This window comes from Bacillus sp. z14 (2026) (assembly GCF_058313575.1).
Map to the genome: position 1 here is coordinate 678,424 of NZ_JBZFQK010000001.1, position 17,891 is coordinate 696,314.

Here is a 17,891-nt window from a genome sequence, read left to right on the forward strand (position 1 = left end):
TGCTATTCACTGCCCTTTTTCTCCATTAATCCGTAATAATCTTCCCGTAAATACCGCCTCCGCCTTTTTGCAGAGACAATGTACCACCCCGTGCCTGATAGATGAGCATGGCTATTTTTTCAGGAACTAGCCCCTTTAGCTCCTCCAGGCTGGCTTCATGGATGACAGCCATTTCTGAACCAAAACCAGCTACTAATTTATCCAATGTTCTCGGTCCTAGCCCTGGAATAAACTCAAGCGGGATATGATGAATATAAGGCGGTCTCTCTTGCAGAACATCTCCCAGCTCTGCATCTGCAAGATCATTGATACGTTCAGCTACTCCACGTGTCACCTGATTAGAGCCGCAATAAGGACAGCGCTCTGAATACACAGCTAGAGTTTCGCCGCAATTCTCGCAAACTGTTTCATGGTATTTACCTAAATACGGATTCAGTCCGTAATTAGCTAAAATGGCACGTCCTTCTTCTTGTTGAAGTGCTTTATGCCATTCGGTAAAGTTAGGCTCCTGCAGCAACAGTTTTTGATATTCACGAGCCAGCTTTGGCAACGAATGTGCATCACTATTTGTTAAAAAGGGATAGCGGTTCAGCTCGCTTAACTTGGATGCCATTGTCGTATCAGCACTGAGCCCCAGCTCAACAGCGTCAATCCAGTCTGGATTCAGAACCTCGTTTAGGCTCTTTAAGACCCCTCTGCCGTACAAACTTTTATGGGGAGTGAAAATATGTGCAGGGATAAATAACCCGCTCAAATCCTTTACTTTTTTCTGCAATACGGTAGCACTCTCATAAATACGCTGAGAGCTGAGAGTATTATTTTTAACTCTCGTTGCAAACCATTCCGAAAACAGCTTCATTTTTTCAAGAGTAGGAAAATAAGCCAGCACATGAATGGGCCCTTTGCAGTTTGCATCATTGATTTCAATCTCACTCCCAGGAATCAAAACGGTACCGTCTTTATGTTGAAGACCGCCGCCCTCGAGTTCTTTCATCTCTCCTTTTGCCATGAGCCCCTCAAGTTCTTCTATCACCTCAGGAACATGGCAGTCGATGACCCCAACCATATCGAGTCCTTTTCTTGTCGCAGCATATTCAAGAATAGTTGAAATCGTTAGGGTCCGCGCTCCTGTAATTTTGACAGGCTTCCCAGATTTCGTTCTCCCCACATGAATATGAAAATCCGCGTAATATGTCTTCATTTATTTAGACAGTGCCTCTTGGAGCTGTAAATATTGAACCGCATAGGCTGTTTTGGCATCCTGAATTCTCTCTTCTTTAATCAGTTCCAAAGCCTCTTCTAATGTGACTTCCATCAAGTCCACGAATTCATCCTCATCAAGGCCTCTTGCATCTTCCTTTTTAGAAAGACCCTTAGCCAGGTAAATATGTACAATCTCATCTGCAAATCCAGGCGATGTGTAGAGGGAAATAATATGTTCAATGGACTCGCAGGCATATCCGGTTTCCTCTTCCATCTCGCGAACCACACAATCTCTTGGATCTTCACCGGCATCCAATTTACCGGCAGGAATTTCAACTAACGCTTTTTCCATCGGCTTACGGTATTGCTCAACAAGCACGAGCTTATTTTCATCTGTAACGGCAATCACTGCGACCGCTCCAGGATGTTTAATTAATTCTCTGGTCGACGTCTTTCCATTCGGAAGAAGCACTTCATCCACACGTACATCTAAAATTCTTCCTTTAAAAATAGGTTCTGATTTGATCGTTTTCTCTTCATATTTGTACATCGTTAAATCTCTCCTTTTGTTCTAAAAAGCATTCCTCTGTTCATACATTTTACCATATAGCATGTCCAAAGGGGTGCGTTATGAAAATATGGATCAGTGACAATCAAATCATTTTGAGCGGAAAAGCTTGGGAAGTAAAAGAGAAATTAAAGCAATATAGCAATCAATATGTGTATGTTACGGACTGGCTGCAGGCCGCTCGGCAAATAAAATGACGGATTTAACTCCTTCCATTACAATAAAGAAAAGACACACTGTAATAGCGAAAGGAGATTTCCTGTGAAAAAGAGACAAATTGGAGAATCTGACTTATATGTTACGGAGATGGGACTAGGATGCATGTCTCTCGGCAAAGACGAAAAACAAGCCCGACTAATACTGGAGACAGCTATCGAACACGGAATCAACTATTTTGATACAGCCGATTTGTATGATTTTGGCCTTAATGAGGAAATGGTCGGAAGGGTGTTAAAACCATATCGACAGAACCTGATATTAGCTACAAAGGCAGGTAACAGATGGAATGACGAGAAAACTTCATGGTCCTGGGACCCTTCGCGAACCTATATTAAGCAGGCCGTAAAGGATAGCCTAAAGCGTTTACAGACCGATTATATCGATTTATACCAGCTTCATGGCGGTACAATAGACGATCCCTTGGATGAAACCATTTCCGCCTTTGAAGAATTAAAGAAAGAAGGCTATATACGTGAGTACGGCATTTCCTCCATCCGTCCCAATGTCATCAAGGAATTTGCAAACCACTCAAGTATCATATCGGTCATGATGCAATACAGTCTTCTCGATCGAAGACCGGAGGAATGGATGCCATTACTGGAGGAGCATCAAATCAGCATCATTGCCAGAGGTCCTGTAGCAAAAGGCCTTTTAACAGAGGAAATGTTAAATAAAGCTTCCGATTCTATCCGCGAAAATGGATATTTGGACTATACATATGAGGAGCTAGAGTCTCTGCTTCCATCCATTCAAGAAAAAATAGCGAGCCGTTCCATGAATGAACTGGCTTTACAATATATCCTCTCTTCTAAAGCGGTAGCTGCTGTGATCCCTGGGGCAAGCAGCGAAAAACAATTACTTGAAAATATAAAGGCTATAAACAGCAAACCGTTAGCAGCCAAAGAGCTGGAACTATTGCGCTCCTTAACTAAAGCAAATAAATATGAGACACATCGCGATTAAACGGGAGTCAGGCTATTTCATCTAAATAGCCTGATTCCTTTTCTTATTTTTATCCTATACATAGAATAACCAGTCGAAATCTTCCCGTTGGTAATCACAATAAAAATAATCATTCGTTTTTGAATCATACACATAATCCTGCTGGCACTCTTCGAAATGGTCAACAATCCATTTCATGGCTGAAATAAATTGGTAGGCTTCCGCATTCGTCATGGTTGGATGAATGGAAAATCGAATCCATCCAGGTTTAACCTCTAAATTGCCCTGATCAACCAATTCCATGATTTGTTGGGAACTCTCCTTGGAGATTCCCAATAAATAATGCCCATACGTTCCCGCACAGGAACATCCGCCCCGTACCTGAATTCCAAACCGGTCATTTAATAGTTTAACAATCAGATTATAGTGTACCCCCGGAATCATAAATGAAATAATACCCAATCGTTCTTCTTTCTCTGGTTCGAGAACCTTAATTTCAGGTATGGATAACAATCCCGGAAGAAGGATGGAAAGCAATTCTTTCTCTCTTGCCAACATATTGTCTACCCCCATTTCCTCCTTTAGCCTTATACATAATGCTGTTCGAATGCATTGCAGGATTCCTGGTGTTCCACCGTCCTCCCTCGTTTCAATATCCTCATAATAGCTTTTGTTTCCCCACGGATCCGTCCAATTGACAGTGCCGCCGCCAGGATGATCAGGTATGTGGTTGTGATACAAATTTTTATTAAAAATTAAAACACCACTCGTACCGGGTCCGCCCAGGAATTTATGCGGAGAAAAACAAATCGCATCCAGCTGTTCTGCAGGATTCTCGGGATGCATATTGATATTTACATATGGAGCGCATGCAGCAAAGTCTATCACACAGATACCACCGTGCTTATGCATCACGCTTGCCAGTTCGTGATATGGAGTAATGAGTCCGGTTACATTGGAGCATGCGGTAAAAGCACCGATTTTCAACGGTCTGTTTGAATAGGATTGTAACTGCCGTTCTAATTGCTCCGGACTGACATTCCCTTTTTGATCAGGTTCCACGATAACTACATCGGAAATCGTCTCAAGCCAGGAGGTATGGTTGGAATGATGTTCCCGATGGGTAATAAATACAACCGGTCTTTCCTCAGGCTTTAGTTCAAGCCTCGATTCCCATTTTTCTGGTATGCGCAAGCCAAGTATACGTTGAAATTTGTTAATGACCGACGTCATTCCAAAGCCATCAAGGAGAATCGCATCATCCGGACCAGCGTTTACATGCTCTTTTATGATTTTCTTTGCATGATGATACGCATTCGTCATGAATGAGCCGGTTTGGTTTGATTCCGTATGGGTATTTGCCATAAACGGTCCAAATTCCTTCGTGATTTTATCCTCTATCGGTTTATATAATCTTCCGCTTGCTGTCCAGTCCGCATATATAATCGGCTTTTCTCCGTATGGGGTTGAAAACGTTTTGTCATTTCCTATAATGTATTTGCGAAAATCATGGAAATATTGCTCCAGCTCTCCAAACCATTCTCGCTGATGATTTCCAATTCTTGCCCTCAGCAATCCTGTTCACCTTCTATCTGCATAAGTCAGTAACAGTATATGAATAAAAAGCCTATTGGTTATTGCCGTGGAGAAAATAGTACTTTCTTACAAAAAAGCCCTATCACTTTTCAGTGATGAGGGCCTTCCATTATTCTTCCATTGATTTCTCAGTTTTAAATTTCCCTGTCAGAGCAATAAGTTCATTTGTAATTTGAGCAAGTCCATTAGCATATTCTGCTGTCTCTTTTACCATCGCATTCTGTTCCTCTGCGGATGCAGAAACTTCTTCAGCAGAAGCCGCTGATTCCTGAATGGTTGTGGATGTCTCTTCAATCATGCCCTCAACTCTTTTAACATCTTCATTAATCATTTGAAAGGACTCAGTTAATTTCTCTAAATGATTCTTTGTATACCCAACCTTTTCATTTATGATTGTCAGTGTACTGCTGCCTTCCATCACTGTTTCAACCTGAGTACGGAACTGATTTAAATTATTTTCCATAACGTTCATCGTGTTAAATGTGTCTTTTTGAATTTTATTAATTAAATCCTTGATCTCTTCAGTAGCTTTATTTGTCTGTTCGGCCAGCTTACGTACTTCATCTGCCACTACTGCAAAGCCTCTCCCTTGCTCCCCCGCTCTTGCGGCTTCAATAGCTGCATTCAGAGCCAATAGGTTCGTTTGGGCCGAAATATCTGTAATAAACCGAATTATATTTTCAATTTCATTTGCTCGTTCGCCTAAATGCTTCACTTGTTCGTTGGCATGAGCAATATCGTCACCAAGTGCTACTAATACCTGCAGTCCTTCGAGAATCATCACTTGTCCATCCCTTGCTATAAGTGATGATTCCTCTGCATTGCCCAATGTTTCTTTTGTAAAATAAGTCCCTGTTTCAACCTGTTTTGTAATATTCACCATTGTCTCAAAGATATGGTTAGCTTTATGTGATTGAGTATCAATTCCAGATGCGATATACGAAACAGTGGTGGCAATTTGATCAGCAGCCACACCGGTTTGCTGAGTACCCTCTGCCATCTTAACGGTATTGGCATGGATTTTATCAGATGATTCCTTGATGGCACCTATTAAGTACACAAGCTCTGTACGCATTTGTTCCATTCCACTCGCAAGTGTGCCGATTTCATCCTTTGTTTCTGCAACAATTGGTTCTGTTAAATTTCCCTTGGCAATCAACATGACTTGTTTAGATAACTTCTCTATTCCCCGCGTAACCGGACGTGTCACTCTATAAACCATGGTGTAGCCGATCGCTAGGTTCATAACAAAAACCGTTAACGCAGTCGTTAAGGCCTTTCTCGTCTGCTCTGTCAATTGATTTATATCCTTATGAATTCCATCAACAGCCTGTTTCTGTAAGTCACCAAGCTGCTGTTCCATAGTTTGTTCAAATTGAGTAAAGATCACCTTAGGCTCATTACCAGCTTCTATCCCCTTTTCTGTGAAACTCTCAGCCATTAGCTGCCCGGATTGATAAAACTCGGTAAAGGAATCTGCTAATGAATCCAATTTTCCGGATGATACACCCAGTTTTTTTAAATCCTCGGCATGATTCTTAAATTCTTCTGCATACGTATCAGCCAACGAATAAGTATCAATCGTGTCCGAGCCTTTCGTAGCACTGATTCCTTTGAATACCTGCTGCACCTGAATAACATTGACTTTCATTTGATCTGTTAGTAGTACAATCTCTAAGGAACTCTTATTTATTTCCTGAATGCGCTTTTCATTCGAATACAGATTGTAAGCGAGAACAGCAGCTACTATTAAACTTAAAACAGTAACGCTGATAAAAGTGATAACAATTTTTCGCCTGATATTCATCTCTAAAATTCCTCCAAAAATTCCCGATATATCTTCCCGTTATCTATATCGGCCAGTTCTGCGTAATATGTAACCATTTTGTGGAGAAACCTATAATTTTTTGCAGAAATAATGGTAAATAGTGGTTAGAACTATTTACTTATACAAATAAAAAGACCACCCTGCTTTGCAGTGCCTCGAAAAGGTAGTGTTCAACTTCCTTTTAAGAGTGCATTACATTTAGGGTGGTCCCTTCCTTTATCCCTTAAACTGCTTCCAGTTCAGATTGCTCTCATTTAATAGCTCTTCAAAGCTTTTATTTTTCTCGCGGCGTTTTCGTTCCTCACGCTTTTGTTTTTCCATTTGCTGTATTCGACGTTGCTCTTCTTCCTTTAATTCACCTTTTTTATTCTGCAATTGGCTCAAAATATCTTGATTTAGCAGATCTCCCAAGCTAATTGAGCCATCATCGTTTTTCTTGGATGGTTTATGTTTCATCATCGGATATTAGCTCCTTTTTTCTTTCTATTATAATGGGTCAGTCAAATTAAGTCAGGTATGGTTTTAATACTTTTTAATAGCCTCTATTTCCTTTTTCCTATTTAAGGCAAAAATTGTAACTTTATACCATATTATTCATATAAATATGATATGATTTATTAGGAACTAAAGGAGGGGTATGATGGGCAGAGAATTTGACCAGCTATTTGATGAATGGGCTGCTAATTATGATGAAACGGTATCCGGTTCTGATGACCAATATACCGATGTTTTTTTACATTATGAACAAATCCTAGAAACAGTTGCATCCCATGCGGAAGGCTCTGTAATCGAATTCGGAGTCGGAACAGGGAATTTGACTGCACGGCTACTGGAAAAAGGAAACCAAGTTCTCGGAATTGAGCCTTCCACAGAAATGAGAAAAAAGGCAAAGAAAAAGCTCGGATCCTTATCAATTGTAGACGGTGATTTCTTTCACTTTCCGGTTGAAAATGGAGTCGACACATTTGTAAGCACCTATGCCTTTCACCATTTAACCGATGAGGAAAAAGAGAAAGCTTTTGCTCTATACTCCAATCTTCTAACACCAGGCGGAAAAATCGTTTTTGCGGATACGATGTTTTTAACGAAAGAGGATCAGCAGGCGGTCATTGATAACGCTGAGCGCAACAATTTCGATCGATTAGCAGAGGATTTACGAACTGAATATTACACGACGATCCCTTACTTGAAATCAATCCTGGAAAAGCATCAATTTCATGTAACATTTGAGCAGCTAAATACATTTGTCTGGCTCATGCATGCCACTAAACAATAATTAAACACTAGCATCTATCCCTATAGCAATATAGGGTTTTTCGTTTGTGAATCTGCCTATTATTTCAATGTTTGTTTTCTCTGCAGAATGGTAAACTAAAGGATGATAATGTGTTTTTCGGAGGGTTTCATTTGAAAAAGAAAAGATGGTATTTTATCTTCGGTGTCATGATTGCATACATAATCGGAATTGGCGTATTCTTCTCTAACATGCTGATGTATATGAAACGAAAAGATGTTGAGGTCGTTCGGAAACGTGAAATCGAGGCAGGCCGTTTTGACACTGCTTCCTTTCAAAAACTGCCTCAGGAGGAGAAATGGATTCAATCCAAACATGGATACCGGATTCATGCTATATTTGCAGAACCACATAAGGAATCAAAAAAATGGATGATCATTGCGCACGGAATCACTGAAAATAAATGGAATTCGATTCGCTATGTCAATTTATTTGCAAAAAAAGGATTTAACACCGTCATTTATGATCATCGCCGCCATGGTGATTCGGAAGGAAAAACAAGCAGCTACGGATATTATGAAAAAGATGATCTTGCCGCTATTGTTGATGAATTAAAGGCTCAAAAGGGTCATGATATTTTGCTTGGTATCCACGGTGAATCAATGGGTGCGGTCACCCTGTTACTATATGCCGGCACCGTTGAGGATGGAGCTGATTTTTACATAGCGGATTGTCCATTCTCCGAATTCTCCGAGCAAATAGCTTACCGCCTAAAAAAAGACTTTCGTCTTCCAAAATGGATGGTTCTTCCCTTCGGGGATTGGTGGCTTAAACGGAGAGATGGCTATTCATTTAGAGAGGTTTCTCCTTTAAAGGCAGTAGAGAATATAAAAAGCCCTGTTCTTTTTATCCATAGTTTAGAGGATGCGTATATTCCCTCAACCATGAGCGAGGAATTATATGAACACAAAAAAGGACCGAAACAGCTGTACCTAGCCGAAAAAGGCCAACATGCCCAATCCTATAATACGAATCCTGAAGCTTATGAAAAAGTAATCGATTCTTTTCTTAAAGCACATGTGCCCCCTTTCTTCTAGGGTGGCACTTTTTTAATGGCTGTTTTCGTAAGGATTATTTTTGCTATTGTTCATTTAACTCGTTATTCAACTAAACCCCATTCGTATTATAAGGTTGACCAAGGATATGTTCTATTTTATTTTGACATTGATAACAACAATACCAATCAAAAGCCATAAAATATATAATGCAAATACATAATAGAAAAAACTGTCCGGAACCAAAGGGAAAAAAACAGATATAATGCCAAGGCCAATAAATAATATGCCCGCATACTTTGAAAGTTTCTTTTTATCTTTAACTTGACCTTCCACATATCCTGCTAAAATATGCACTTTCCCCTTTCCCCAAATGATATAAGCAAGCAAAAAATGAAACCCTGCAGTGATAAGACCAACAAAAAGCTCCACCATTTCTCCTCCTTTTATACAGCATTTGTATTATATATCTTATAATATTATTTCTTTCGCTAACCTGCCCCTACACAGCTCCTGATATTAGAACAATGCCCTAAGTAAGATAAGAACTTACTTTTTTATTCCATTTGTATTTCCGTAATGGTCAACATGATCTCAAGTCCTCTAATGTTGAGGATAAAAAAGTTTGGTCACATTCCATTTCAAAGTGTAATTCATTTTCCATATGTGCTTTTTCCTTAAAGTAACCTTGTAAAACAACTTGCCCCATTTGATTGAATACAACCTCTAATTTAAGAGAAGTTTCGTAATTCCAAAAAGTAGCCATTCCTTTAAGTTCACGATAGCACTTATCTAATTGCTTATAAAACTTATATATATCCCCAGTCGTAAACCACAATTCACCTAAGACATAATAGTTTCCGCTCTTAATTTCAACGATGCCCACAGCATCATAACCACCAAAATGACTTGTATCTTCAGGAAAACCACTTATATTTTGTGATTCAATTCGGATAAAGCCTTGATTGCCTTTAACAGTAAAACCATTCATAGTTTCAACTCGTTTCCCAGAAAGCTCATGTTCAATAATAACCATTGCGAATTCCATTTCTTCCTTAAGAGTTCAACAGAAAAGAACATTAATCCTCCCTGGATCTATGCTCCAGTTCGTTTTAATGCAACTCTCCACTATCTATCGTCCCTTTTCATCTAATCTATTGGTATAGAAATTAAAAACTTCTTCTGATTTTTCATATTCTACAAAGTTCTATATCATATCCCTTAGTTAATTAAACATATGTAAAAATCAAAATATCGACTTTACTTAACCATAAGAGATATGGGCTGTTCTTATCTAACACTTTAGAAGCTCGATGTATATCTAAAATTAATAACTATACTTCTTTACCTTAGAAATAGGTTCATTTTTGTATTACACAACAGAACCCGTTAAGGATACCCTCGCCTTACATATAATAAAACCGCCTATCCATTAGGCGGTTTTATACTTTATCATCAATTATTTTTCCCTAATTCCTCAAATATTCCAATCTTAAGCTTCACTTTTCCATTGTCATTTTCATACACATCTAATACAAACATTTTATAATCGCCGTAATTCTCATCAAAGAAATCTCTTGCGCTTTTTGGCATATAACAAATTTCTTCATAGTCTATTTCTAACGTGTCTTTGTCCTTTTCAAAATCATAGCCCGTATTTACTTCATTACCTACGTTATAAATCTCTGTAATAGCAAATTCATCCCTATGAGTGACAGTGAAAGTTTTAAGGGGTTTAGTGTCCTTGTAATAGTCCCATTCTGTTCTATCAGCTTCATTACAATATTTGCATTTTCTGTAGCCCATTTTTTCTGCTTCATCTGTTGCTATTGCTTTCCATCCTTTAAAATTTTCTTGATATTCGGCAGGCCAGTTCTTAAAACAATTAACGTGTGTATGATACGTTTTCCCGCCGTCAGATAACAAGCAAATATGGCTGTCATTAAGTGTTAAGTTAAGGTTATATTCCTTAGTTGTTCCATCTGAAAATGTAACGGTAACGGTTTCTTTTTCCAGCTTTTCAACCGGGCTTGATTGTTCAACAGGTTCAATAGATACAACGGGCGCTTGCTCTTGTTTTAAGATTTCAGCGTCTTGTGCAGTCTCATTTTTTGGCGGCATAACGGTCTGTATAGTTTCTTGTTTTATTGGTTCAGCCTCACGCGTCGTTTGTTGATTTCGATTTACTGGGCTTTCTTTTTGACGCTTAAAATATAGATACGCCGCCAAGCCCAAAATCAAAAGTAAAATACCAAGCATTTATCACATCTCCTTAAATATAATTACCATTTTGGTAAATACTAGCTCTGAAAATTTGTCCATGTCGAAAAAAGCAATTCTATTATTTAGAATCTCCTTTGATATCCTATCTTATGAGTTCTTTTATTACGCCCTATTTGTTTGATACTTCGTTGATCTTTACCAATCCAATTATAAGCCCATTATAAAAAGGCATTGACCTTCTTGAATCAATGCCTCCGTCAGCTGAATTAGAATGAGGTATTATTGTTCCTCTTCATTACATAATTCTTCAGCAACCTTCTTTATACGTTCCATTGTTACACCTTTTCTTTGTTCAATAGCTAAGGGATGGTTAGTTGGTTCCATCTCTATGTAAGGGGGGATTCCAAGTGGTCGAGTGTGTACATTTATTTTTAAATTTACTGTATTGGGGTAACAAGAAATATCAGTTGATAACCAACCAAACATCGGTTCTAGTTTATCTTCTCTTCCTTCCACAGCCCAATATTCAATTGTTTTATTAAAATTTGTTTCACTCAATGAAACCCGACATCCCAAATAAACGGTCCATCTCCGTCTTTCACAGGAATTTCTATACATCCACGTATAAAGAAATGTTCATCGTTCACTATGCACAAATCTTCATTCATTTCAATCCGTTCTTCTTGTTCTTCTAACGGTATATCGTAGCAATAGTCAGGAACAGGGCTACTATAGCTCATAGGGAGCTCATCGTGGAACTTTCCACAGCAGCCACATAAATAACCTTCATTATATTTACTCATTTAAATATCCCCCATAAAATCGTTTTCGATTAACTTTATCTCCCCGGATTAAAACCTTAATTGGTTTTTATATACATTTATTATTGTAATTTTATCATAGTCCCTTTAGAGCTCACCTGCCCCTACTTCCATTAGAAATTCAACACAAAAAGGCATTAATTCTTCTTAAATCAACGCCCTGTTTGTTTAAATACATTTATTCTCAACGTCTAACAATTTATTGATAAAACTGTTAATCATTGTTTACAAGAATGCATCCTTTTTTTTTGCCTATAGAAGACATAGCAAAGATAAACGGTGTGAAAAATAAAAGAGTAATTGCAAGTATTCCATATGCAGCACCTTCAAAACCCCTTACTTGAAAGCTGATGATGAAAATCACAACAGAAGTTAGTAAGGATAAAAAAGGGGGCAATTTTGTATAAGCGCTTTGATATTTCTTAAGAAAATAAGTTATAACAATAAAGATAATGCCAATAATTACACCTAAACCAACCGGGACAAAGACTAACATAACAAACCTCCTATAAAATTCCATTTTAAAGATGATTAATACTAACACAATAATCTGAATATTTAAAGTTGTTTTTTCCATACTCTTAGACCTATTTAGTGAAAGAGGGAAAATTTAAATAAACATATTAGGATTCGAAACGTAAATAACATAAAGATTGAATTATTAATACCCACCTCCTTTTAGCATATGTTTACAGAAAAAATACTGGTATAATAAGGGAAATGAGATACTGAAAATTCTGAGTTTAGAGGTGTGTAAATGATTAAACAGAGAAGAGGCGGAATGGTTGGACGATAAAATTTATGATTTATCCAAACGAATAAGATATATGGAAGAAGAGTTAGTGGAGTTAAAAAAAGAGTTAAGAACCATACATAATGAAGTTAATCTTAATGTGGAAAACAAAAGTGAAAAAGTTGAGATAAAAAGAAATATCAAAAAACCTGAAATAAAACCAGAAAAAGAATTAATCAGCTTTGAATCTATGATCTCAACTTGGTTACCTAGAATATTTATATTCGTTTTTATTTTAGGAGTTATTTGGGCTTTTATGGCAGCATCTGAAAACGGATGGATAAATCCCGTGGTTCGTGTAATAGTTGGTTTCTTATTAGCTGGATTCTTATATATCATTGGAGAAAAGCAATATAAAAAGGCAAAGAATACGTTAGGAATAGTATTGTTAGGCGGAAGTATAATTGTTTATCTTATATCTGTCTTCTCCGGTAATGTTTTGTACCACATTATCCCATTCTATGTGACTGTATGTTTATTAGCGCTCGGAATATATATAGGAGTTTATCTATCGAGAAAATACAAATCTCAATCCTTGCTTACCATTATAGGAGTAGGTGCTTATTTTTACCCTTTCCTATTTGCAGGAGACAAAGGGAATGAATATGTATTTTATATATACGAAACTGCTGTATTTATAGGATTAATACTAGAATCTCTTAGAGGGCAATATAAAATCACTTGGAATGTGGCAAACTATGCATTTATGTTCACTGTATTATTTTTTGGATTAGTAGGCAGTGGGGAAATTTCAACCTTAACGTTCCTCACAATCGCTATTCAGCATTTCTTTATTATTTATTTAACATTTAAAACAAACAACATATTTGTTAAAAATATGTATATTCCAGCTATCACGATCGGTTCATTATTCATGCTCTTAATCGGAGTTGATGTGTTTGATCAAACACCAAGCTACCAATACACGTTCTATTCAATAATGGCCATCGTATACTCTTTGCTTAGTTACGTGAAAAATAAAAGTCACACTGAACTAAAAAACATTTTCTTTGTTATTTCGATGTTCTACATATTTATACTGCTAAACGATATAGTGATTGATCCATCATCAAAATTAATCCTCTTTACCATGCAAGCCGTACTAGTTTACTATTTTGCTCAAATAAGGAAGAGTATATTAGGGACAATAGCTAGCATAATACTGCTCTTATCCGTATTGGTACAATTATTCGACAAGCCGGGATACATGCTATCACTAGAAACTTTTGTTGTATGGATGATCATAATCAGCTTCTTCTTTGTTCTCTATATAAAAGAAACAATAACAAAAATCATCGACAGAAATATAATGAAATCTACTTTACCCTATATAATAGAAGTATTACTGATCATATTTATAAGCAAAATGGCATACTATTTCACAGATGATTCTTCTTTAATGATTAAGAATATCGGTTTGTCATTATCTTGGATCATTATCGTTGGAGTAACATACGGGTTATTTAGTTACTTTAAAGAAAAAGTTTGGAAAAACATCGGCTTAATATTCCTGTTTATTACGCTATTAAAAGTTACTTTCTACGACCTATCAGGTATAGATGTAGTTTGGAAAGCAATATTATTCATCATACTTGGCGTAATTGGGCTGCTTATTTCTAAGGTGTTTTATACAAAAAAATAAGTGGGATTTCCCTTTGCTTTCGTTTAAAAAAAGGTTCAGTCAAAATTTCTGACTGAACCTTTTGAATTTTCTCCTTATAGAGCCTATTGAAAGATGACATTCATCATTGGATTTAAATACTGATTAGGGCTTTTCAGCTGATAGCTATTTGTACTGCTGGAATAATCAATAATAAGCTTTTCATCTAAAAAGATTTCATGATATTTATTTAACCATACAGGATAGGCATTGGTTTCCCATTTTACTTCTTGAGAAGTAGTTTCTTTAACAAAATATAAATTGGTTACACCGCTTACTACGCAGCCACAGCCTTCTGTTTCATACTTCAAACAAAATACGCCTTCTTGATCTGTCAGCTTGTCTTTTACCTTTTCTAATGCTGCGTCTGTCCATGTAATTTCCACTGTTGTCCACCATGCTTTCTCTCTATTTATCTCATAGGTTCCCGATTTCACTTAACCCGCAAACCTGTTAATAATTAAATCTGAAATAAAAAAAGCAGCATTCAATGAACACTGCCTCTATGTCTTAAAAATGAACGTTCAGCTTAATGAACTGCTCTCGTATGTTTTTGTATCAAACTTTGTAAAGCCGCCACTGCTTCATCGCCAGTATACGTACCTTTATAACTGAAACCATTCTCTGAGCAATATTTTTGCCCTAATGCTACAGCATCTTCTTTAGTCATTTCTTTTTTTAACTCTCCTATAACTAATCCATAAGGTGCTTGATAAATCGTGCTATATTTTTCTTTTTCCATTTTTCTTTACCCCTTTTGTTTTGATATCCCATGGCAAAGTTATCAGAACTGAAATCGATGTTAAAAATTCATTATCTGTATATTTCTTACTTCTAGGTCTATATACATAGTAAACTTTTTGTGGAATTTTGTCTAATATTTGCGTTTTCATGTCCTCAAAATTGGGTAGTAAAGTTTATTTAGAACAAAAAAGAAGAGCCATAACCAACATATGCATAAGCTTATAGCAAATTGCAGGCCATCAATTTTTCAATTGTACGTCCATAATTTCCTGATAAAATACAAAACAAACATCTCCGTCCTCATCAACGATATGAAGCTTTTGAGCCTGTTCATTGCAATAATGAATATGTCCTTCCACCGTACCGTACCGGCGACTGGCTGTACGGTAATAGCGGATCATCACAGGCTTCCCATATTCCAAAGCCTCCATAATTATCGTATTCATCGCTTCCACTTGCTGTTCATCAAGCTCATTCCTTGTTTCATAGCTGTCCTCATGTGCCCATGCTCTAAGCATTGTTACGTGTTCAGGCAGCATCATTGATGTCCATTTTATTTTTCCGCGATCTCGAATCATTCCCTGCAGCCTCCATTTCACTTGTCTGTTATGCTCTATGTCCTCCAACCAACGTACTTCGATGCTTGGCCGTTCCTGCCTCTGTATACGACACGGCACGTAAAATCGCATTCGATCCAAATTTTTTACGCATTCGATCCATCACAAAGCCAAGTTCGCGTTTGCGCCAGCTATCCTGGTCAAATAGACTGATTTGCATCTCTCGATCGGGGATAACATTCGAAAGTGTAATAGAAATTTTCCTAACTGTTTTGCCTGTATAAAACCGTTCAAACAAGGTTAAACACATTTCATAAATATCCATCGTAATATTGGTCGGTGTTTCTCTTGTCATAGAGCGATGAAATCCACCTCCAAATTCATCCTGGCTATAATAAATCCCCAAGCTGACGGTTCTGCCCGCCATCCCGCTTGCACGTGTTCTTCTTGCTACTTCCTCACTCATTTCCAGAATAACATGCTTGATTTCCTCAGGCTTTTTATAATCACGCAGTAAAACCTGGCCTTTTCCAAAGCTGATTTGCCCTTCCATAATCGGAGCACCGATATCCGATAAATCAACACCCCAGGCATGGTGATACAATTGATTGCCCATAATGCCAAACTTCTTTTCAAGCGTCGCCAGATCATAACGCGCCAATTGACCGATTGAAAAAATCCCCATTCCATTCAGCTTCTTTTCCATCGGCTTTCCGATTCCCCACATTTCGCTCAAGGGGGATAAGGGCCATAATTTTTCTGGTACATCCTCATAGGTCCATTGGGAGATTCCTTTTTTCTTGGCCTCCAAATCAAGACACAGCTTAGCAAGCAGCATATTCGGACCGATTCCAATCGCGCATGGAAGCTGGAATTCCCGATCAATTTCATCCTGGATTTTTTCAGCAATTTCTACGATATCTCCCCATAGACGAGTGGTCCCATCCACCTTTAAGAAGCTTTCATCCACACTGTACGTATGAATTGCGCTTTTAGGTACATATCGATTGAATAAACGGCTGATTTCAGTAGAGATACGCAAATACGTAGCCATATTAGGATTAACCTTTATAATGCGCGGATCATCCGGAATCTCAAACAATCTCGAGCCTGTCTTAATGCCAAACTCTTTCTTCATTTTGGGAGATGAAGCCAGCACCACACTGCCGCTCCGTTCCGTGTCACTCACCACAGCCAAATAACATTCAAGCGGATCCAGTCCCATCATCACCGCTGAACAGCTGGCAAAAAAACTTTTCATATCCACGCACATAACATAATGATGCGGTAAAGTACTGTAATCAATCATGTTAAAACCTTCTTTTAAATAGAATGTATGTTCGTCTTTATTATATTCTTAATGATAAGCGAATATACGTTCGTATTCAATGGAAAATTATTTACAATTTATGTATAAGAGCATGGAAGCGTGCAAATACTTTAAGACAACGGACATATTCATCAAGTAATTTAACGAAAACGTTTTAAAATAGTCGTCCAAATGCATTCATCTACTAGTATTTTCACTTTTCCCTTTTCAATTCGCCCATAAATAAGTAAATTAGAGCAATTATGTTGAGTTTCGTTCAATTATTACGAAAATCGCTCAATTCCACTCCATTTCCGCTCGATTATATGGAATTCCGCTCAATTAATATCAATTTCCGCTCAATTCCTGCGAAAATCGGCTGGATTACTAGACTAATCTAGCTTATACAGTCATTTAGTCACTCAAATTTTGACTCGTAAGTCTCGAAAACTCTTAATTTAAGATCTTTTTGCAAAAAATAATAGAAAAATTGATTACTAATCTATTTGAAGGGTTATATAGAAGGATGAACGAACTATGTTGGTTATTTCATCATGCAATGCTTTTCAATCATATAGAAAAAATATGATAGAGCCATGATTAGCAAATCCTAAAGCATAATGAATTCAAAATCTTCGAAAAAGATATATAATAGCAGTGTAAGAGTGATTTTCAAAGAAGTAATCTGATATATTTTCCAGAAAAATAAAAATAAAAGGAGAATGATCACATGATTGTTGTTCAAAACAAAATTAAAACCAAACCAGGTTTCGCAGAAAAAATGGCAGGCCGTTTCACTTCCGGTAACGAATTAGATAAATTTAAAGGATTTGTTAAAGTAGAGGTTTTACTTACAGAGGGCCTGACAGAATATGATGAGATGAGCGTCAATATGTACTGGGAGGATGAAGAAAGCTTCCTTGCCTGGAAAAACAGCGACTCCTTCAAAAAAGCGCACAAACGTCCGGAAGGCAAACCGGATGAAGCTAAACAGGACTCTCCTATGTTAGGAAGCCAACAAACTACATTTAGAGTAGCGTCTGTAAAAGAAGCAGCTCCAACAAAATAATGTACGCAAAAGGTCTTTCCAAAAACTTAGGAAAGACCTTTTATGCTATATTCTATCAATATAATCATGC

General features: G+C 37.4%; 19 protein-coding genes and 1 pseudogene. 6 read left to right on the top strand and 14 right to left on the bottom strand.

What is annotated here, in order from left to right; translation table 11 throughout:
- Positions 1–25: 25 nt before the first annotated feature.
- Both AC4G3O_RS03210 and AC4G3O_RS03215 read right to left on the bottom strand, forming a co-directional pair.
- Positions 26–1,201, bottom strand: a complete 1,176-nt coding sequence (locus tag AC4G3O_RS03210; RefSeq protein WP_066107675.1) for an endonuclease Q family protein — start codon at positions 1,199–1,201, stop codon at positions 26–28.
- Positions 1,202–1,753 (bottom strand): NUDIX domain-containing protein, encoded by a 552-nt coding sequence (locus tag AC4G3O_RS03215; RefSeq protein WP_139891700.1) that lies wholly within the window; start codon positions 1,751–1,753, stop codon positions 1,202–1,204. It lies immediately after the preceding gene.
- Positions 1,754–1,833: 80 nt separating this feature from the next.
- On the opposite strand from AC4G3O_RS03215, the gene mciZ reads away from it, so the two are divergent.
- Entirely contained in the window at positions 1,834–1,968 is a 135-nt protein-coding gene (gene mciZ, locus AC4G3O_RS03220) for a Z-ring formation inhibitor MciZ (protein WP_077248152.1), read from the top strand.
- Between the two features lie 64 nt (positions 1,969–2,032).
- Complete coding sequence (locus tag AC4G3O_RS03225) at positions 2,033–2,953, top strand: aldo/keto reductase (RefSeq protein WP_491135799.1); 921 nt, start codon at positions 2,033–2,035, stop codon at positions 2,951–2,953.
- 54 nt (positions 2,954–3,007) lie between these two features.
- On the opposite strand, the gene AC4G3O_RS03230 is transcribed toward AC4G3O_RS03225, so the two are convergent.
- The 3 genes from AC4G3O_RS03230 to AC4G3O_RS03240 form a co-directional block, all read right to left on the bottom strand.
- Complete coding sequence (locus AC4G3O_RS03230) at positions 3,008–4,507, bottom strand: aminotransferase class V-fold PLP-dependent enzyme (RefSeq protein ID WP_140461619.1); 1,500 nt, start codon at positions 4,505–4,507, stop codon at positions 3,008–3,010.
- A gap of 130 nt (positions 4,508–4,637) precedes the next feature.
- Complete coding sequence (locus AC4G3O_RS03235) at positions 4,638–6,335, bottom strand: methyl-accepting chemotaxis protein (protein ID WP_066107687.1); 1,698 nt, start codon at positions 6,333–6,335, stop codon at positions 4,638–4,640.
- Between the two features lie 237 nt (positions 6,336–6,572).
- Complete coding sequence (locus AC4G3O_RS03240) at positions 6,573–6,815, bottom strand: YqkE family protein (RefSeq protein ID WP_306821548.1); 243 nt, start codon at positions 6,813–6,815, stop codon at positions 6,573–6,575.
- Positions 6,816–6,996: 181 nt separating this feature from the next.
- On the opposite strand from AC4G3O_RS03240, the gene AC4G3O_RS03245 reads away from it, so the two are divergent.
- Both AC4G3O_RS03245 and AC4G3O_RS03250 read left to right on the top strand, forming a co-directional pair.
- Positions 6,997–7,632 (top strand): class I SAM-dependent DNA methyltransferase, encoded by a 636-nt coding sequence (locus tag AC4G3O_RS03245; protein WP_139891998.1) that lies wholly within the window; start codon positions 6,997–6,999, stop codon positions 7,630–7,632.
- 131 nt (positions 7,633–7,763) lie between these two features.
- Entirely contained in the window at positions 7,764–8,687 is a 924-nt protein-coding gene (locus AC4G3O_RS03250; RefSeq protein ID WP_308810535.1) for an alpha/beta hydrolase, read from the top strand.
- Positions 8,688–8,798: 111 nt separating this feature from the next.
- On the opposite strand, the gene AC4G3O_RS03255 is transcribed toward AC4G3O_RS03250, so the two are convergent.
- The 5 genes and pseudogenes from AC4G3O_RS03255 to AC4G3O_RS03275 all read right to left on the bottom strand — a co-directional run bounded on the left by AC4G3O_RS03255 (position 8,799) and on the right by AC4G3O_RS03275 (position 12,185).
- Positions 8,799–9,077, bottom strand: coding sequence for a DUF3784 domain-containing protein (locus tag AC4G3O_RS03255; RefSeq protein WP_066107697.1), 279 nt, complete (start codon positions 9,075–9,077; stop codon positions 8,799–8,801).
- A 151-nt stretch (positions 9,078–9,228) separates the two neighbouring features.
- Entirely contained in the window at positions 9,229–9,681 is a 453-nt protein-coding gene (locus AC4G3O_RS03260) for a WapI family immunity protein (RefSeq protein WP_139891691.1), read from the bottom strand.
- A 419-nt stretch (positions 9,682–10,100) separates the two neighbouring features.
- Positions 10,101–10,904, bottom strand: a complete 804-nt coding sequence (locus AC4G3O_RS03265; RefSeq protein ID WP_066107704.1) for a hypothetical protein — start codon at positions 10,902–10,904, stop codon at positions 10,101–10,103.
- A gap of 243 nt (positions 10,905–11,147) precedes the next feature.
- Positions 11,148–11,671 (bottom strand): annotated as a pseudogene (locus tag AC4G3O_RS03270) (DUF2199 domain-containing protein).
- A gap of 232 nt (positions 11,672–11,903) precedes the next feature.
- The gene (locus AC4G3O_RS03275) at positions 11,904–12,185 is read right to left on the bottom strand and encodes a YesK family protein (RefSeq protein WP_491135800.1); all 282 of its coding nucleotides are present in this window, start codon (positions 12,183–12,185) and stop codon (positions 11,904–11,906) included.
- Between the two features lie 289 nt (positions 12,186–12,474).
- On the opposite strand from AC4G3O_RS03275, the gene AC4G3O_RS03280 reads away from it, so the two are divergent.
- Complete coding sequence (locus tag AC4G3O_RS03280) at positions 12,475–14,124, top strand: DUF2339 domain-containing protein (protein WP_490551296.1); 1,650 nt, start codon at positions 12,475–12,477, stop codon at positions 14,122–14,124.
- An 83-nt stretch (positions 14,125–14,207) separates the two neighbouring features.
- Here the strand turns inward: AC4G3O_RS03280 and AC4G3O_RS03285 are convergent, their stop codons facing one another.
- From AC4G3O_RS03285 to AC4G3O_RS03300, 4 genes are all read right to left on the bottom strand, one after another.
- The gene (locus tag AC4G3O_RS03285; protein ID WP_066107713.1) at positions 14,208–14,528 is read right to left on the bottom strand and encodes an iron-sulfur cluster biosynthesis family protein; all 321 of its coding nucleotides are present in this window, start codon (positions 14,526–14,528) and stop codon (positions 14,208–14,210) included.
- A gap of 143 nt (positions 14,529–14,671) precedes the next feature.
- Entirely contained in the window at positions 14,672–14,884 is a 213-nt protein-coding gene (locus AC4G3O_RS03290) for a hypothetical protein (RefSeq protein WP_066107718.1), read from the bottom strand.
- 241 nt (positions 14,885–15,125) lie between these two features.
- The gene (locus AC4G3O_RS03295; RefSeq protein WP_066107721.1) at positions 15,126–15,464 is read right to left on the bottom strand and encodes a YolD-like family protein; all 339 of its coding nucleotides are present in this window, start codon (positions 15,462–15,464) and stop codon (positions 15,126–15,128) included.
- A 28-nt stretch (positions 15,465–15,492) separates the two neighbouring features.
- Positions 15,493–16,752, bottom strand: coding sequence for a Y-family DNA polymerase (locus AC4G3O_RS03300; RefSeq protein ID WP_139891685.1), 1,260 nt, complete (start codon positions 16,750–16,752; stop codon positions 15,493–15,495).
- Between the two features lie 730 nt (positions 16,753–17,482).
- Between AC4G3O_RS03300 and AC4G3O_RS03305 the strand changes: the two genes are divergently transcribed.
- Complete coding sequence (locus AC4G3O_RS03305) at positions 17,483–17,821, top strand: heme oxygenase (RefSeq protein ID WP_148629933.1); 339 nt, start codon at positions 17,483–17,485, stop codon at positions 17,819–17,821.
- Positions 17,822–17,891 lie beyond the last annotated feature (70 nt).

Bases quoted from the DNA above. Each gene is read 5' to 3' on its own strand.
- AC4G3O_RS03215 (WP_139891700.1), bottom strand. From the start codon at position 1,753: ATGTACAAATATGAAGAGAAAACGATCAAATCAGAACCTATTTTTAAA.
- AC4G3O_RS03275 (WP_491135800.1), bottom strand. From the start codon at position 12,185: ATGTTAGTCTTTGTCCCGGTTGGTTTAGGTGTAATTATTGGCATTATC.
- AC4G3O_RS03290 (WP_066107718.1), bottom strand. From the start codon at position 14,884: ATGGAAAAAGAAAAATATAGCACGATTTATCAAGCACCTTATGGATTA.
- AC4G3O_RS03210 (WP_066107675.1), bottom strand. From the start codon at position 1,201: ATGAAGACATATTACGCGGATTTTCATATTCATGTGGGGAGAACGAAA.
- AC4G3O_RS03305 (WP_148629933.1), top strand. From the start codon at position 17,483: ATGATTGTTGTTCAAAACAAAATTAAAACCAAACCAGGTTTCGCAGAA.
- AC4G3O_RS03235 (WP_066107687.1), bottom strand. From the start codon at position 6,335: ATGAATATCAGGCGAAAAATTGTTATCACTTTTATCAGCGTTACTGTT.
- AC4G3O_RS03265 (WP_066107704.1), bottom strand. From the start codon at position 10,904: ATGCTTGGTATTTTACTTTTGATTTTGGGCTTGGCGGCGTATCTATAT.
- AC4G3O_RS03240 (WP_306821548.1), bottom strand. From the start codon at position 6,815: ATGATGAAACATAAACCATCCAAGAAAAACGATGATGGCTCAATTAGC.
- AC4G3O_RS03245 (WP_139891998.1), top strand. From the start codon at position 6,997: ATGGGCAGAGAATTTGACCAGCTATTTGATGAATGGGCTGCTAATTAT.
- AC4G3O_RS03300 (WP_139891685.1), bottom strand. From the start codon at position 16,752: ATGATTGATTACAGTACTTTACCGCATCATTATGTTATGTGCGTGGAT.
- mciZ (WP_077248152.1), top strand. From the start codon at position 1,834: ATGAAAATATGGATCAGTGACAATCAAATCATTTTGAGCGGAAAAGCT.
- AC4G3O_RS03295 (WP_066107721.1), bottom strand. From the start codon at position 15,464: ATGATTCGAGATCGCGGAAAAATAAAATGGACATCAATGATGCTGCCT.
- AC4G3O_RS03260 (WP_139891691.1), bottom strand. From the start codon at position 9,681: ATGGTTATTATTGAACATGAGCTTTCTGGGAAACGAGTTGAAACTATG.